The following is a 15,336-nucleotide window of genomic DNA, read 5'->3' as shown; positions in this document are numbered from 1 at the left end:
GGTAGCATATTTTTTGATAGGTCGTTGGGAACCTTCTTCTGACCTATCTTTTTTTACCACAAGTCGGTTAACACCTCACTCTATCTGGGTTGCGGCGGGGTTGTCACCCCGCCAGCTGGTAACGAGGAAACAAGTAATAGAAATCGAGAAACCGCCACTACCACAAAGAGCTTGGTAACGAGGAAACAAGCAATAAAAATCGAGAAATCGCCACTAAAAACGCGCAAATTATAGAGGTTCCGGCAGTTCGGTATAATTGAGCCAATACTGGCTAAAACTCTGCATCATTTCCACTAAAGAAGCAAACCCGATCGGTTTAACCAAATAAGAATTTACCCCTAAATCGTAAGCTCGCTTGACATCAAGTGTTTGGCTAGAAGAAGTAAGCATAACCACCGGCAAGCGTTTTAGTTCCGGCTGCTGCTTCAGCCAAACCAGAACTTCGTGACCGGAGCGCCTGGGCAATTTCAAATCCAGTAAAATTATCGCAGGTAAAGGATAGCGATCGCGATCGCTGTACTCTCCGTCACCATTTAAATAAAAAACCGCTGCATCTCCATCTCGAACAATTTGCAGCGAAGTATTAGCCAAAGCCTCATTGCGAAAAGCCCGCTGCATTAATAGAATATCAACGGGGTTATCTTCCACCAGCAAAATCGTCTGCATTTGCCTCATGCTTCCTCAATTGTATCCAAAATCGACTGCCTTGTCCTACTTGAGATTCCACTCCTACTTGACCGCCCATGCGATCGACTCCTTTTTTTACAATAGCTAATCCTATACCAGTTCCGGGGTAAGATTCGATACCGTGAAGCCGTTCAAAAACGCGAAAAATGCGTTTTTGATGTTCAGGAGCAATACCGATGCCGTTGTCTTCTACCCAAAGACGGATGATGAAGACTGGCAATAGGCTACTGACCATCAGTAACTGGGAATGCTCCCACTGTCCCACTGTCGCCCTTGCCAATTCTCCCACTGTATTGCTCTGTGTCTCTCCCTCTTGAGGCTGCTCAATTTCCTCAGCCCAGATCTGTACTTGGGGTGGTGCGCCTTCCACAAATTTTATAGCATTGGTGAGCAGATTGGCGATTACTTGAACTAAAGTAACACGGTGGGCAATTACCGCAGGCAAGGGCGATCGAACACTGATTTGAGCGTGCCTGGATTTAGCGTCAGCCTGTACCATAGCAATTGCCTCGGCAACAGTAGATTCTAAGTCTAAAACTTGCATAGATAAATCTGTGCTGCTCAGGCGGCTGTAAGCTAGCAAATCTTGGATCAATTCTTCTAGTTGTTGCCCAGAATTAACAATTTGCTGGGCGTATTCTTGACCCAGTTCGTCGAGGAGGTCACGGTAATCTTCTAATAAAGCTTCAGCCAATCCTTGCATTCCCCGCAGGGGGGCACGCAAATCGTGGGCTACGGTATAGGCGAAAGCTTCTAATTCTTCGTTAGCTGCTTGAAGTTGATTGGTGCGGAGTTCTACTCGCCGTTCTAAGGTAGCGTTGAGCATCCGAATTTCCGCTTCTGCTTGTTTGCGCGCAGTTACGTCAATGGCGGTACTAATTACTAAACTTCTGCCGTCGCAAAGCTGGCCTAAAGGTGCGGAATAAAACTCCCAAATTCGAGTTTCGCCGCTGGCTGTGGCAATCATATATTCGCCTTCAGAAATGCGGGCGTTTAAGCGGTGCAGCCGCTCGATATCTTCTTGCACTAGGGATTTGCGGCTGTGGTAAGCTTTTTCTGTCCAATCTTCAATTGTGGAAATTTCTGAGTGTTCGTAGCCTGAGAGTTCTGTCCAAGCGCAGTTAATTTGCAAAACTTCTCCGTTTTCAGCGTGCAGCATAATTGGCAGCGGTGCGTTGAGAATGGCGCTGCGGAAACGTTCTTCGCTTAATTGCAGGGAGTGGCGATCGTGCTCTAGCTGGTCTAAAAGTTGATTTTGCTTAATTTCGGCATTGTCGCGCAAAGTTCGATCGCGCTTCACCAAATAGTAAACCAACAGCATCAACAGGAAATTTACTAAACTCGCAACGGTAAAAGTCAGGATGGTCAAATTAGCGCTTTTTTTAGATTCTCGGGCGCGCTGCTGCAATAGCTGAGTTTCTTCGGCAGTCATGGTGGCTATCTGCTGCCGAATGTCCCCCATGATTTGCTTTCCCCTACCGGTTTTTATTTCTCGCACGGCTGCTGCTAAGTTTTGTTTGCGTCGCAGATTGAGGGTTCTTTCAAGGTCGGCTAATTTAGAACCGATCGCAATTTTCAAATCGCGAAGGCGCTGTTGCTGCCGGTTATTGTCAGCCGTTAGCTGCTGCAATCCGGCTATTTGCTGGTTGATGCGGGCGATCGCGCTGTAATACGGTTCTAAATACCGTTCTTCTCCCGTCAGCAAATAACCGCGCTGTCCGGTTTCAGCATCTTTTAACGTGGAAAGCGTAGCTTCGAGTTCGGTTAAAACTTGGTGAGTGTGGCTTACCCAGCGTTCGTTTTCGACCAACTTGAGAGTGTTGCGGTAGGAAGTTGCCGCATTGAAAATTAGCAGCGCCACGACCATTCCGATACCTGCGGTGATTTGGGGAGTCAGCGATTGTTTCATGAAATAGTCGGCGTGGGAGTCCTGCTTTTTTTAATTGTAGCTGGATTAAGAATACCCAAATTTTTGGCACGCTCAGAAACGGCGACTAAAGCCTATAAATTTAAGGCTCAAGTGTGCGAGTGATTTTTTTAGTTTAGTCGGGTTACTCCTTGCATCTGCCTTAAGTCTGAGATTCTAGAAATCGCTTTTTTGCCTCTTGTGATTCAGGCAGACACCAGAAAATCTAGGATAGCCTGCAAAGCTTAATTAGCCTTTTTTCCATCGATTTTTGTATCGTTCGTTTTCCTTTGGCAGTTTCAAATTGCGGCTCAAAAAAAGGAGTTTTTACCTATTTATTTTAGTTTATTTTTGGAGTATATATTAAATAATGGGAGTGGTGACATAAATTACATTTTGTTCACTATTCCGATTATCTAATGTATACATTGTCAAGCTAGCCAAGTCAAGCTTTTTAGCCAAAAAAAAAGCGAGTTTTTAATATTTTATTTAAAAAATAACCTAGGGAAGCAGGGGAGAAATTCACAGGAGCGATGATACCGATCGATAGTATCAAAAATGCGAGCTATCGGGTAATTGCGGAGGATTCATCGATTGAAATTAATTTAATATCAAATCCGGTAACATCGGAATTATACTCTGTTTGCGAGAGGATCGCACAGCACTCGCAAAAGGATGATTCCGATGGCAGCGAAAACGATATAATTAGGCAACTGCTGCGGGTTTCATGGTCAAAATGCGATCGATCGCATCTTCAACAACCTTATCCGGCGTAGAAGCACCCGAAGTCACGCCGACTACAATTTTACCCTCCGGTAGCCAACCTTCAGCTACGACCAAATCTGCCCCCAAAGGCTTGTGTTCGATGCGATTTCCCGGTAAAATGCGCTCTGCACAATCAATGTGATAAGAAGGAATATTTTTGTCGATCGCAATTTCCTGCAAATGCGTAGTATTAGAAGAATTAAAACCCCCAATCACCAGCATCAAATCTAACTTTTCTTCAACCAAACTCAACATAGCATCTTGCCGTTCCTGAGTCGCATCGCAGATAGTATTAAAACTCTGAAAATGCTCGTTCAAATTTTCAGGACCAAACTTCCGCATCATCGTTTTTTCAAACAACTTACCAATGTTCTCTGTCTCAGTTTTGAGCATAGTAGTTTGGTTGGCAATACCCACACTTTCCAAATCCGCATCTGGGTCAAAACCAGCAGAATAAGCCTTGCTAAATTTAGCAAGAAACTCATCGCGGTCGCCCCCATGCAAGATATAATTGCTGACATATTCAGCTTCCTGCAAATTCAACACAATCAAATACTTGTCAGCAAAAGAACTCGTAGCAACAGTTTCCTCGTGCTTGTATTGACCGTGAATAATCGAAGTGTAATTCCTCTTTTTGTGCTTTTCAACAGTATTCCAAACCTTAGAAACCCAAGGACAAGTAGTATCAACAATCTTGCAGCCCTTATCATTAAGCAACTGCATTTCTTGGACGCTCGCCCCAAAAGCAGGTAAAATTACCACATCGCCACTATCGACAACCGAAAAATTTTTCTGTCCCTTCTCAACAGCAATAAAACCAACTTCCATATCCCGCAAATGCTGATTTACAGACGGATTGTGAATAATCTCATTAGTAATCCAAATCCGTTCGGTTGGGAAATGCTGGCGAGTCTCGTAAGCAATAGCTACAGCGCGTTCCACCCCCCAGCAAAATCCAAAAGCCTCAGCCAGCCGGATCGTGACTGCGCCGCGTTCTAGCCTGTAATTATTGTCCCGAATTTGCTGGATCAGACTGCTTTGATAAGCTGTCTGCATCACGCCAGCTACCTCAGCTTCGTGTCCGAAACCCTTGCGGTGGTAGTTTTCAGACTGTTGGAGCGATCGTTTAAAAGCTTTAGTATCCATGCGGTATCGAGTTGAAATCTAGGTTAATTACCTTTGATTTTAGAACCATTGGAGAATTCCTATCTCAAATTTGAAAACCCCGCCTGCAACAATTGCAAAACGGGGCAACCCAAATATTATTGACTCTAACGGCCAATCACCGATTAAAACCTTCTTCGGCGCAAAATTCGGCAAAGAAACCCGGTTTCTTAGAAAAATCTGCTTGGGAGCCGATAATTCTACCGAGAAACCGGGTTTCACAGGCTGGAGTGCGTCAGTCTTATGATAGTTTCAAACCTTTTTCGGCGCAAAAGGAGAACCCGATTCAAACGAACTGAAACCGCCGGCAAAATCCTCACCGTAAGCTTCTTCCCCGTGCAGACCGATATCCAAACCTTGGTCTTCAGCAGATGACGGCACTCGCAGTTCCATAAACTGCGCCAGAATTTTCAAAATCACAAAAGTGCCGACAGCCGCAAACACGTAAGTAGCTAGAATGCCTACAAACTGGGTGACGATTAGCCCCGGATTCCCGGCAAACAGCCCGTCATTTCCGGCCGCGTTCACGGCTTTAGTTGCAAATACCCCAGTCAGCAGCGCCCCTACAGTCCCGCCGAGGCCGTGAACTGGGAAGGTATCCAAAGAGTCGTCAAATCCCAGCTTAGCTCGCAAGCTCACGCCAAAGAAGCAACAAACGGAAGTGATCGATCCGATCAAAAGGGCCCCCACTGGAAGTACGAATCCAGCCGCAGGTGTGATGCCCACCAATCCGGCTAGGAAACCGCTGGCAATTCCGACTGCTGTCGGTTTGCCTCTGAGAACCCATTCCACAATTGTCCAAGTTAAACCGCCGGCTGCTGTTGAAATCATGGTGGTGACAAAAGCCACTGTTGCTAAAGAACCAGATCCCAAAGCGCTACCGCCGTTGAAGCCAAACCAGCCGAACCACAGTATCCCAATTCCAAGCAAGACGTAGGGTACGTTGTGGGGGGTGTGGGGCTTGTTCAAGTGGTCTTTGCGGGGCCCGATCATCCAAGCTGCGACTACGGCTGATACGCCGGAACTGATATGTACGACGGTGCCACCGGCAAAGTCGAGAGCTCCCATCGCCCCCAGCCAGCCTTTACCCCAAACCCAGTGGGCTAGAGGAGAGTAGATGAAGGTAGACCACAGCAGCACGAACCAGAAATAGGTTTTAAATGTTACCCGTTCGACGATAGCCCCTGAAATCAAGGCTGGAGTGATGATGGCGAACATCATCTGGTACACCATGAAGACTTGGTGGGGTATGGTCGGCGCGTAGCCGATCGGATCTGGTTTGTCCGCCGTGACATTGTTCAAGAACATCCAGTCGAAGCCACCGATGAAGGTTTCGATCCCTTGAGCAAACCCTTTATCATTGAGGTTGCTGGGGGTGACATCAAAAGCCAAACTATAGCCCCACAGGGTCCAGGTGACGCCGATCAGTCCCATCATGACTAAGCTCATCATCATGGTGTTGAGGACGTTGCGCGATCGCACCAGTCCCCCGTAGAAAAACGCCAGCCCCGGTGTCATCAGTAATACCAGTGCTGAGGAGACCAACATCCAGGCCGTATCGCCGCTGTCGATCGGATTCGGCGCCACCGCAGCAGCACCAGCAGCATCTTGAGCTAAGGCATTGTCCGTCAGCGGTACGCTTAACAGCCACAGTGCCATGATGCCGATCGTTAAACTTTTTTTGATCACGTTAGTTGTACCTTCTCATACTCAGCAATTTTCAGGGAAGACCGAGCCGATGTTAGATGGGAGGATTTTAGATGCAATAGTTATTTGGTTTTAAGTCCCTGTTTTAGCGGAACAAATCTTCAATAGATAATTCCCCAATCCTCAACCCCCCGACTTCGTATAGCCGGACTCATCTAAATTCGTCAACTATCCATCCAATGGTCTATGCCTTTTGGATTGCACCATTTGTACCCACAGTTATTCTGTATCACCCTATACTAAATAGCTAACTATCATATTTCTTAATCTATCCGTGGCTACTTGAAATAGGCCGCGATCGCAAAATAATCGGAGAGGGGGAGACTATTGAGTTGGGGAGAGTGGGAGAAGGAAAGGGGGAGAGTTGGGGAGAATATGACTTCATCCTTTATCTTTCTAACTAAGGACTAAGGATTAATTTTTCAACTGCATCTGATCGAACAGTTGCAGGGCCGATCGCCAAACCAGATAACCTTGATCGTTAAGGTGCAAGCCATCTGTGCTGAGTTCGGTTGGCAAATTGCCGTCAGCATCCGCAAACAGCGGGTACAAATCCAGATACAAAACATTCTCAGAACTAGCAATTTCTTTCAGGCGTCGATTTATTGCCCTAATCCGACTATTAGGAATCGCCAACAGCCGATCGCGATTTTCCCAAGTAGCTTGTTCCCCGCTGTGAGGCAAAATCGACTGCACAACCACTTGTGCTTTGGGGTGAGCCCACCGCAAATCGCGAATAATCTGCCGCTGGTTGTCCAAAATCCCTTCGTCGCTGGTTCCCCGCAACAAATCGTTAATCCCAATCATCACAAATACCGTATCCGGCGCGGTTCTATCGAACAACTGCAACCGCTTGAGCAAACCCACGGAAGTCTCCCCCGAAATCCCTTGATTCAGCCAAAACCGATCGACTGGTAACAGCTTGGTTGGGAACCACATACTTAGAGAATCCCCAGCCAAAACACTCAGTCTTGATGGTCGATTCGCAGCCGCCGCCTCAGCTTCGCGACCCAACTGCGTCACCCACTGCTGGTAAGTCCATTTATGTCGCGGTCCTGGAACGGGTACGTCTAGCAATGCGTTTGCAGAGGTGATCGGTTTGTCATTTTGTTCCTCAGCCACTTCTGCCGTCACCGCATCATTCGCCTGGAAACTTTCTGTCAAGTTGTGTCCCCGCAGCAGTAGTTGAGCGACTGTGAACATCAGTACCCCGTTCGTCACCAAAGATAGCAAAGCCCAAACCGGAATAGTTTTCGATCGGCTAACTTCCATTCCTAAGAGGGATTTATGAGTTCTACTTCTGCTACCTCCTCCAAACTTCTCCATAAACTCAAGCTATTTGCAGGCCTCACACCGAATAATGTGCACTGATTGCTGCATCAAATTTTACCGCTCAATTCAAGCCTCAATTCTTGTAAGAATCAAGCACTGTGCTGTGTTGGGCAAGGGCGGCGATGCAGAACTTTGCTTTTTCGCACTACTTTACCATAAAAAATCTGCCTACCAAACTTTCTTGCACCGCAATCGGATTTGTCAAAGCTGCTGCAAGGCACAAAAATATATCTAAAAGTGATCGAACTTACTCAGTTGTGATGCTAAAATCCAAAAATGAAAAAATTAACTATAACTGAAGCAGCCAAAATTAAAGGTGTAAGCGCTTCTACCTTACGCAGGTGGGAAGCCGAAGGCAAACTAATACCAGAACGCACGGCTAACGGTCACAGACGGTATGACCTAGCTCATCTTCTCGGCTTAAAACCCAACGGCGCTTTAACCATAGCTTACGCTCGGGTTAGCAGTAACGACCAAAAAGATGATTTAGACAGACAAAAACAAGTTTTGGAATTGTTTTGTGCATCTCACGGCTGGCAATTCCAAATCATTGATGATGTGGGTTCTGGGGTTAATTACAGTAAGCGGGGTTTACAAAATCTCATTCGGGCGATCGCAGACAATCAAGTAGAAAGGCTGGTATTAACTCACAAAGACAGACTGCTGAGATTTGGTTCGGAACTAATTTTTAATTTGTGCGAACACTTTGGGACAGAGGTAGTGATTATAAATCAAACCGAAAATGCTAGCTGTGACGAGGATTTAGCTAAAGATATACTAGAAATAATCACTGTTATCTCCTCCCGCCTTGATGGCAGCAGGAATCCCAAAAACAAGCGCATCGTTGAAGAACTTAAAGCAATTGGCGATAAACTCTAATCAATACACCAGTTTACAAAGCTCGTCAGTTAGAGCTTCTCAATTCCTATTTCCCCATTACCAATTAACAATTATCTGCGCAGATCTCATGAAATCAAAAACTGCTATATGTACGACATTAAAAGTAAACTAACAATAAAAATATGCCCGCGTTCGCATCGAAGATTTCAACGCGAGCACAACGATAGACTGCCATAAGTTGGCGGCTATTTCAGGGAGTTTTTCTGAATAAAGGCGTGAATTAGCTGATAAATAGCTAATCTAGGAAATGAAAGCTGAATTGGTCGCTCCCTTCGCACGCTTTACAGTTTGGTAGTCTTGGCTCCAGAACCCCCACCATAACCACCGTAGCCACCCTCAATTCTGTTGTCCAAGCTAGTTTCCTTAACAAACCCGGTGTAAGCTTCCATCCCGTGTTCGCCGATATCCAAACCTTCAGCCTCCTCTAAAGCAGAAACGCGGATACCTAGCAAAGCTTTGAGTGCGGCCCAAAAAATCGTACTCAGCAGCACGGTCATCCCGGCTACACAGATAATGCCGACCAACTGCGCCCAGAGTTGACCGAAGCCTCCGCCCACGAGCAATCCGGCTGCCGGACCTGTGGTATAAAGTCCAGTTGTAGGCCCGTCCGCAAACAAGCCAACCGCCAGAGTTCCCCAGATGCCGCAGACTAAGTGAACTGAAGTTGCGCCTACAGGGTCGTCAATTTTCAAGTTGTCGAAGAAAGTTACTGCGAAAACTACCAGGATACCGGCGATCGTGCCGATAATGGCAGAGTTGGGGACATTGATCCAAGCGCAGCTAGCTGTTACCCCGACTAAGCCGGCGAGGATGCCGTTGATAATCATCGAAAGGTCGGGTTTACCCAAGTACAGCCAAGCAGTAATCGTTGCAGCAATTCCCCCGAAGGCGCCGGCGGTGTTAGTGGTGATGGCAATGTGGGCGATCGCATTTGGATCGACTGCCATTGTCGAACCGGGATTGAACCCGAACCAACCCAACCACAGAATCAAACAGCCCAGGGTGGCAATGCTCATATTGTGTCCCGGCATCGCCACAGTATCGCCGTCGCGGTACTTGCCCAGCCGCGGCCCCAAAAATGCCGCTCCCATCAAAGCAGCCCAACCGCCTACCGAGTGAACCACTGTCGAACCGGCAAAATCCCAGAAGCCTGCTTTTGCCAGCCAGCCACCGCCCCAAATCCAGTGTCCGGTAATTGGGTAAGCAATGCCTACTAGCAGCAAGCTAAAAATTAAGAAGTCAATGAATTTAACTCGCTCTGCAACTGCTCCCGAAACGATCGTTGCAGCCGTTCCCGCAAAAACTAATTGGAAAAAGAATTTAGCGTTAAGAGGCACTCCCGTCCAGTTTAAGGAGTTGAAAATGCCTTGATAAGCGTCTCCTGTGGCGGGGCTGTTGTCCGCCACATTCCACAGAAAAAATCCGCCGCTGGTGCCGATAAAACCGTTGCCGTTGCTGAACATTAATGCAAAGCCGATCGCCCAAAATGCGATCGTAGAAAGCGCAAAAACAATCAAGTTTTTGGACAGCACGTTCACTGCATTTTTTTGGCGGCAAAAACCGGTTTCCAACATACCGAAACCCGCGTTCATAAAGAACACTAGCATCGCCGCCACCATGACCCACATGGTATCCATGCCCACCTTAAGGCTTGCTAATTGTTGCTCGGTGGTTGGCGCGGGAGCTGTTTGGGCTACGGCCGCATATCCCCAAACCAAGACGATGATTGCTGCTAAAGGTATGCAAGCTTGCCAACTGGGAGTGAGGCGGGCGATCGCCCGTGGTAACTTCTTCAACCTGTTGACTTTCGTAAAAAATTTAGCTGCTGGCAAATTGAAAGCCTCTCGCCTGACTTGTTTCGACTTTTTCTTTCCGACAGTCATTTTAATCACTTTTACCCTCTTTACGGCTAGTAAGCTCAGCAATATTCGGAAAACTTTCCAATCTTACTACAAAAGTTTATGGATTATTTGTTGAGATTGAGATAGTTATGATAGCCTAGCTGTTCTAATTGATTTTGTTTTTTCAGTACAGATTCGGACAAATTTTTGCGGTAATCCAAGACTCGCTCTAGTAATTCCGGCTGATGAGCTGCCAGTATCTGAACTGCCAGCAAGCCAGCATTCTTAGCGTTGCCGATCCCCACTGTTGCTACGGGTATCCCGGCTGGCATTTGCACGATCGAGTACAGCGAATCTAGGCCTTGCAGGTGGCGGCTCGGTACAGGCACGCCAATTACTGGCAAGGGCGTTAAAGATGCTACCATACCCGGGAGATGCGCTGCTCCCCCGGCTCCTGCAATAATGACTTTCAAGCCTCGTTGGTGCGCGGTTTGGGCGTATTCCACCATGCGATCGGGGGTGCGGTGCGCCGAGACTATCGCCACGGAGCAAGCAACACTGAATTCTTCGCAAACTGCGATCGCATCTTTCATGGTTGGCAAATCCGAATCGCTACCCATGATAATTCCAACTGTCGCTTGATTCATAAAATTTTCAGATTTGAGATTTCCGATAAATGCTAATTTTAAATGATTGCGTTAACTCCAATTTAGATATTTTGTACCCAAACTGACCCTTAAAAGCAATTTGACCACAAGCCGCTGTCTGAGCCACCCTGGAGCCAGCAAAAAGCAAAAAGCTCCCCCTCCTCATAGCCACCCACCGGATTTATACGTAGCGAATATTAAATCTAAAATCTAAAATCTAAAATCTAAAATCGGATGACTGAAGCCAAAACCCTACCTGCCGCCCGCACAGATATTCTCAATGTTCGCCTCCCCGGTTGCAAGGATTTGCAGATGCTTGCTGTTGACGAAATGGGCATCATTCAAGAAGTTTGGCCGATGGACGCCGTATTTAAACGGATTTGTCCTCCCGATTTGCAAGTGCTTGATGTAGCAGGCGATTGGCTTTCTCTCGGCGGTGTTGACTTGCAGATTAACGGCGCCCTAGGTTTTGCTTTTCCCGATTTAGAAAGCAAGCATATTGAAATGTTGCCGAAAATTTGTCAATTTTTGTGGAATCAGGGAGTCGATGCTTTTTTGCCGACTTTGGTGACAACTTCGCTGGATAAATTTAGGCGATCGCTCTCGACTATAGCTGATTATATCCGCACTGTACAAACCGCTGCTCCGGCAACAATTAAGCCTAAAACAGCGGAAATTCTCGGTGTTCACCTCGAAGGCCCTTTTCTCAACCCCCAGAAGCGAGGAGCTCACCCAGTTGAGTTTTTATTACCGCTCACTATAGAAAATGTCAAGCAAGTTTTAGGAGATTGTGCCGATATTGTCAAAATAATTACTTTAGCGCCGGAGTTAGACAGCACTGGCGAAGTAATTTCCTATTTGCAAAGTTTGGGAATTTCCGTGAGTCTCGGACACTCTCAAGCGACGGCAGAGCAAGCCCAACAAGCATTTGAGCGGGGAGCTTCAATGGTAACTCACGCTTTTAATGCGATGCCGAGTTTGCACCACCGAGAACCGGGTTTGTTAGGAGCGGCGATTGTTCATCCTAGCGTAAAATGCGGTTTAATTGCTGACGGGAAGCACGTTTCTCCGACAATGATTGATTTTTTTCTGCGCGCTGGTAGGTATGAAAAAGGCGTTTTTTTAGTGAGCGATGCTTTGGCTCCTTTGGGTTTGCCTGACGGTGTTTATCCTTGGGATTCCAGACAAATTGAAGTCAGAAAAGGTACAGCTTGGGTAAGATTAGATTACCACTCGCCTCTGGAATCTGCTACTTTGGCAGGTACAACTCTGCCACTGTTGGCGGGAGTGCAGAATTTGGTGGAGTGGGGGATTTGCGATGCCGAAAGTGCGATCGCCCTGGCAACTGAATCTCCGAGAAGGGCGATCGGAATTTCTGGAATTATGGGCAAATCGGCAACTCAATTGTTGCGCTGGAATTTAAATGCGACGACAAAGGAATTGACTTGGCATCGACTTTTTTAGCCTGTTATACCATTCTAAATTAAAGAATTGAAAAAGAAGGAATCCGCGAACTGGTATTACTCGATAGATTTCAGATTTTAGATGTGCCGTTTTCATGGAAAATCTAAAATCTGTACTTGCAAGTTGCACATTTTCGGAACCGGATTGCTATATAATATCTAACCGTTGGCAATAACTCAGCAGCAGGCAGATCGATGAATTTGGTAGACGACAAGACTATAGTTAGACAGTATTTTAACTCGACGGGCTTCGATCGCTGGCAGCGAATTTACGGCGAGGGCCAAGTCAATAAAGTTCAGCTAGACATCCGCACCGGGCACCAGAAAACGGTGGATACAGTCATCGAATGGCTGCAAGCTGATGGCAATTTGTCCGGGCTTTGTGTCTGCGATGCTGGCTGCGGTGTTGGATCTCTGAGCATTCCTCTGGCTGACGCTGGGGCAATTGTTTGCGCTAGCGATATCTCGGAAAAGATGGTAGCAGAAGCTTACGATCGATCGACAGCAGTTCCCGGCAAGCTCTACAACATCTCCTTCGCCGCCCAAGATTTGGAAGCTTTAACGGGCAAATTCCACACAGTGATTTGTTTGGATGTCCTAATCCACTATCCTCAAAATAAGGCTGCAGAAATGATCGCTCACCTAAGTTCGATCGCCGAATCGCGACTAATTCTTAGTTTTGCACCGAAAACTTTAGCACTCACCGCCCTCAAAAAAATTGGTGAACTTTTCCCAGGCCCCAGCAAAACTACCCGCGCTTACCAGCACCGCGAAGCTGATATTATCAAAATCCTAGAAAGCAATGGTTTTGTTATTAACAGAACAGCGATGACTAGCACTAGCTTTTACTATTCTCGCTTGCTGGAAGCTGTGCGGAAATAGGTTAAAAATATCTGCAAAAAAGCTAATTTATCATCAGCCTAGGGTGCGCCCCGCGCACCTTCTCTTCCCAGAGTTAGGCCAGTGAACATCTCTACTATGCGATTGCTTCGCGGAGGCTCGCAATTACAAGTAAGGTACGCACAGCGCACATTAGATATCAACAATTAGATGTTTTTCCCTCCTGCTTTTTTCTTTTTTCTTCTTCATTCTTCATTCTTCATTCTTCATTCTTCCTGACATCCGTTACATCCGTTGCATCTTGTACAGTGCTCGTTGCCGAACTTCCTTCTTCCCAATTCAATAAATATTATGTCAACGCTAATTTTAATTCGCATTTTTATAGCAACGGCAGCAGTATTCGGAGGTTTATCCGTTGCAGGCGGTGCTTTCGCCTCTCACGCTTTGAAAAATCAATTAAGCGATCGAGCTTTAACCATTTTTGAGACCGGCGCCCGATATCAAATGTACCATGCCCTGGCTTTATTACTCGTCGCTTTACTCCTGAGCCGCGCTCAAGAGTCTCAAACATTTTTTGCAGTCGCTGGATGGGCTTTTATTGCGGGTACAATCATCTTTTCAGGCAGTTTGTACGCCCTGAGTTTGAGCGATATCAAATGGCTGGGTGCAATTACGCCACTGGGGGGAGTTGCTTTTATTGCCGGTTGGGGATGTTTGGCAGTCGCAGCTTTTAGTTTTAAATAGGCAATTGGTAAATTTGAGGCACTTCCCAATTCCCAATTCCCAATTCCCAATTATCTAATTTTCAAAAACATCGCTGGAAAACATTTCAGTCAGAGTACGCAAGTAAGGTACAAATACAGTTAAATCTTCAGCCGGAAGCCGCTCGCATATTTCCCAAAATAAAATCAGCAGCATATCCTGCACTAACTCCCAACTTACATGAAGTTTGGGGTACAACATCACGCAAATTGGAAACAATTCTTGCTGTACCGGGTGAATGTTACCTTCCAAAACGCACCAGCACAAATAGCTTTGAAAAATCTCGACATCCCGGATACCAGAAATTTTTACCTCGCGATCGCTCAAATACCCGCTGCTACTGCGGTATCCTTGATGCTGGGAACTAGCTCGATCGTACACTGCACTAGCAATCTGAGTCGTTTGTTGCAATAAATGCTGAACGGCTAATAGAGCTCTTGAATTCGGGGGGTGATTCGCCGCAGCCTCGTTAATCTCTCCGTAGGGAATGTGCAGGTAGTCGTCTACAACTTTTAAGTAGGGCGCAAATTCCGTTCGCTCTGACTCTGAAAGACATCCTAACAAGATTTTGCTAGTGTATTGAAACTCCATTGTCACAAATCCCAGCACTAACGGATCTGTCTTTGAGTATTTTCGCCTCACTTTAATAATATCCTTTCCCACCAGCACTGACAACCGGAAAACAGGTTCTCTATCCGCATAAGCGTCTATTGCTTTCTTATATAAGGTGCGAGAATCGGCGGCAATTTCTAAAGAATTAATTAAACTTGGATCGATAGCGTGTCCCTCTATTTGTTTCTCTAAAAGAGCTTCTACTCTACTCCAAGCTATCTCGCTGGCTAATTTCAGGGTACCTGTCAATTTGTCAACTATTTGGGCTCTATTTCCCTCAAAATTAGTTAAATCGAGGCTTGAGAGAATTTGGCGTGACGCTTGGTTCTCTCGTGTCGCAACTGTACTGTAATATTTTTTTGCCCAGCTAACTGCGAAGGAAGAAACGCTGACACCTTTAGCTTTTGGGAGTTTGTCAGCTTCCGATCCGGTAATACCTTGAGACGCCTGAGTTGCGCCCTGTTGAAGTTGGTCGGCTGCTGGTAAAGATTTTGAAGATATTTGTGAAATACCCGTCATGATAAACCTCGTTTTTTTATTAAGTCGCACCCTATGGATTCCTCTAAATTTTAATGTTGTTAACTACAATTTTCTGCATTTGTACGCTGACAGTCATCAGCCATTACGCTTAAAGCTATAAGCCATTTGGCTCGACTGCCTGCATCTTTTATAAGCTGCACGTTAATAACATTATTTATTGTGCGATCGAT

12 protein-coding genes are annotated in these 15,336 nt (G+C 46.3%); 4 read left to right on the top strand and 8 right to left on the bottom strand.

The genetic code is table 11. The features are described 5' to 3' along the window. Positions 1 to 228: 228 nt before the first annotated feature. From QUA45_RS17755 to QUA45_RS17735, 5 genes are all read right to left on the bottom strand, one after another. The gene (locus QUA45_RS17755) at positions 229 to 666 is read right to left on the bottom strand and encodes a response regulator (RefSeq protein ID WP_333100141.1); all 438 of its coding nucleotides are present in this window, start codon (positions 664 to 666) and stop codon (positions 229 to 231) included. After that, positions 638 to 2,596: a CHASE3 domain-containing protein gene (locus QUA45_RS17750; protein ID WP_333221715.1), complete on the bottom strand. Its 1,959-nt coding sequence runs from the start codon at positions 2,594 to 2,596 to the stop codon at positions 638 to 640. Before QUA45_RS17750 ends, QUA45_RS17755 begins: the two co-directional genes overlap by 29 nt. Before the next feature lie 702 nt (positions 2,597 to 3,298). Then, the gene (locus QUA45_RS17745; RefSeq protein ID WP_333100139.1) at positions 3,299 to 4,504 is read right to left on the bottom strand and encodes a 4-hydroxy-3-methylbut-2-enyl diphosphate reductase; all 1,206 of its coding nucleotides are present in this window, start codon (positions 4,502 to 4,504) and stop codon (positions 3,299 to 3,301) included. A gap of 270 nt (positions 4,505 to 4,774) precedes the next feature. Beyond that, positions 4,775 to 6,211: an ammonium transporter gene (locus QUA45_RS17740; RefSeq protein WP_333066029.1), complete on the bottom strand. Its 1,437-nt coding sequence runs from the start codon at positions 6,209 to 6,211 to the stop codon at positions 4,775 to 4,777. 432 nt (positions 6,212 to 6,643) lie between these two features. Beyond that, positions 6,644 to 7,501, bottom strand: a complete 858-nt coding sequence (locus QUA45_RS17735) for an SGNH/GDSL hydrolase family protein (protein ID WP_445243254.1) — start codon at positions 7,499 to 7,501, stop codon at positions 6,644 to 6,646. Between the two features lie 336 nt (positions 7,502 to 7,837). Between QUA45_RS17735 and QUA45_RS17730 the strand changes: the two genes are divergently transcribed. Beyond that, complete coding sequence (locus QUA45_RS17730) at positions 7,838 to 8,440, top strand: IS607 family transposase (protein ID WP_333100136.1); 603 nt, start codon at positions 7,838 to 7,840, stop codon at positions 8,438 to 8,440. A 302-nt stretch (positions 8,441 to 8,742) separates the two neighbouring features. Here QUA45_RS17730 and QUA45_RS17725 read toward each other — a convergent pair whose 3' ends face one another. Both QUA45_RS17725 and purE read right to left on the bottom strand, forming a co-directional pair. Continuing rightward, the gene (locus QUA45_RS17725; protein WP_333100135.1) at positions 8,743 to 10,344 is read right to left on the bottom strand and encodes an ammonium transporter; all 1,602 of its coding nucleotides are present in this window, start codon (positions 10,342 to 10,344) and stop codon (positions 8,743 to 8,745) included. A gap of 83 nt (positions 10,345 to 10,427) precedes the next feature. Beyond that, complete coding sequence (purE, locus tag QUA45_RS17720) at positions 10,428 to 10,949, bottom strand: 5-(carboxyamino)imidazole ribonucleotide mutase (protein WP_333100134.1); 522 nt, start codon at positions 10,947 to 10,949, stop codon at positions 10,428 to 10,430. A 234-nt stretch (positions 10,950 to 11,183) separates the two neighbouring features. Between purE and nagA the strand changes: the two genes are divergently transcribed. From nagA to QUA45_RS17705, 3 genes are all read left to right on the top strand, one after another. Next, the gene (nagA, locus tag QUA45_RS17715; protein WP_333221714.1) at positions 11,184 to 12,413 is read left to right on the top strand and encodes an N-acetylglucosamine-6-phosphate deacetylase; all 1,230 of its coding nucleotides are present in this window, start codon (positions 11,184 to 11,186) and stop codon (positions 12,411 to 12,413) included. A gap of 194 nt (positions 12,414 to 12,607) precedes the next feature. Next, positions 12,608 to 13,294, top strand: coding sequence for a magnesium protoporphyrin IX methyltransferase (gene bchM, locus QUA45_RS17710; protein WP_333100132.1), 687 nt, complete (start codon positions 12,608 to 12,610; stop codon positions 13,292 to 13,294). 309 nt (positions 13,295 to 13,603) lie between these two features. After that, positions 13,604 to 13,996, top strand: coding sequence for a DUF423 domain-containing protein (locus QUA45_RS17705; RefSeq protein WP_333149507.1), 393 nt, complete (start codon positions 13,604 to 13,606; stop codon positions 13,994 to 13,996). Positions 13,997 to 14,050: 54 nt separating this feature from the next. Here QUA45_RS17705 and QUA45_RS17700 read toward each other — a convergent pair whose 3' ends face one another. Further along, positions 14,051 to 15,145, bottom strand: coding sequence for a hypothetical protein (locus tag QUA45_RS17700; RefSeq protein WP_333100130.1), 1,095 nt, complete (start codon positions 15,143 to 15,145; stop codon positions 14,051 to 14,053). Positions 15,146 to 15,336: the final 191 nt, after the last annotated feature.

The sequence above is a fragment of the Microcoleus sp. Pol12A5 genome, assembly GCF_036701435.1.
Taxonomy (GTDB): Bacteria; Cyanobacteriota; Cyanobacteriia; order Cyanobacteriales; family Microcoleaceae; genus Microcoleus.
This window is presented reverse-complemented; position numbering and strand designations above follow the sequence as displayed.

Coding starts and splice junctions, on each gene's coding strand:
- QUA45_RS17755 (WP_333100141.1), bottom strand. CDS start 666: ATGCAGACGATTTTGCTGGTGGAAGATAACCCCGTTGATATTCTATTA.
- QUA45_RS17750 (WP_333221715.1), bottom strand. CDS start 2,596: ATGAAACAATCGCTGACTCCCCAAATCACCGCAGGTATCGGAATGGTC.
- QUA45_RS17745 (WP_333100139.1), bottom strand. CDS start 4,504: ATGGATACTAAAGCTTTTAAACGATCGCTCCAACAGTCTGAAAACTAC.
- QUA45_RS17735 (WP_445243254.1), bottom strand. CDS start 7,501: ATGGAAGTTAGCCGATCGAAAACTATTCCGGTTTGGGCTTTGCTATCT.
- QUA45_RS17730 (WP_333100136.1), top strand. CDS start 7,838: ATGAAAAAATTAACTATAACTGAAGCAGCCAAAATTAAAGGTGTAAGC.
- QUA45_RS17725 (WP_333100135.1), bottom strand. CDS start 10,344: ATGACTGTCGGAAAGAAAAAGTCGAAACAAGTCAGGCGAGAGGCTTTC.
- purE (WP_333100134.1), bottom strand. CDS start 10,949: ATGAATCAAGCGACAGTTGGAATTATCATGGGTAGCGATTCGGATTTG.
- nagA (WP_333221714.1), top strand. CDS start 11,184: ATGACTGAAGCCAAAACCCTACCTGCCGCCCGCACAGATATTCTCAAT.
- bchM (WP_333100132.1), top strand. CDS start 12,608: ATGAATTTGGTAGACGACAAGACTATAGTTAGACAGTATTTTAACTCG.
- QUA45_RS17705 (WP_333149507.1), top strand. CDS start 13,604: ATGTCAACGCTAATTTTAATTCGCATTTTTATAGCAACGGCAGCAGTA.
- QUA45_RS17700 (WP_333100130.1), bottom strand. CDS start 15,145: ATGACGGGTATTTCACAAATATCTTCAAAATCTTTACCAGCAGCCGAC.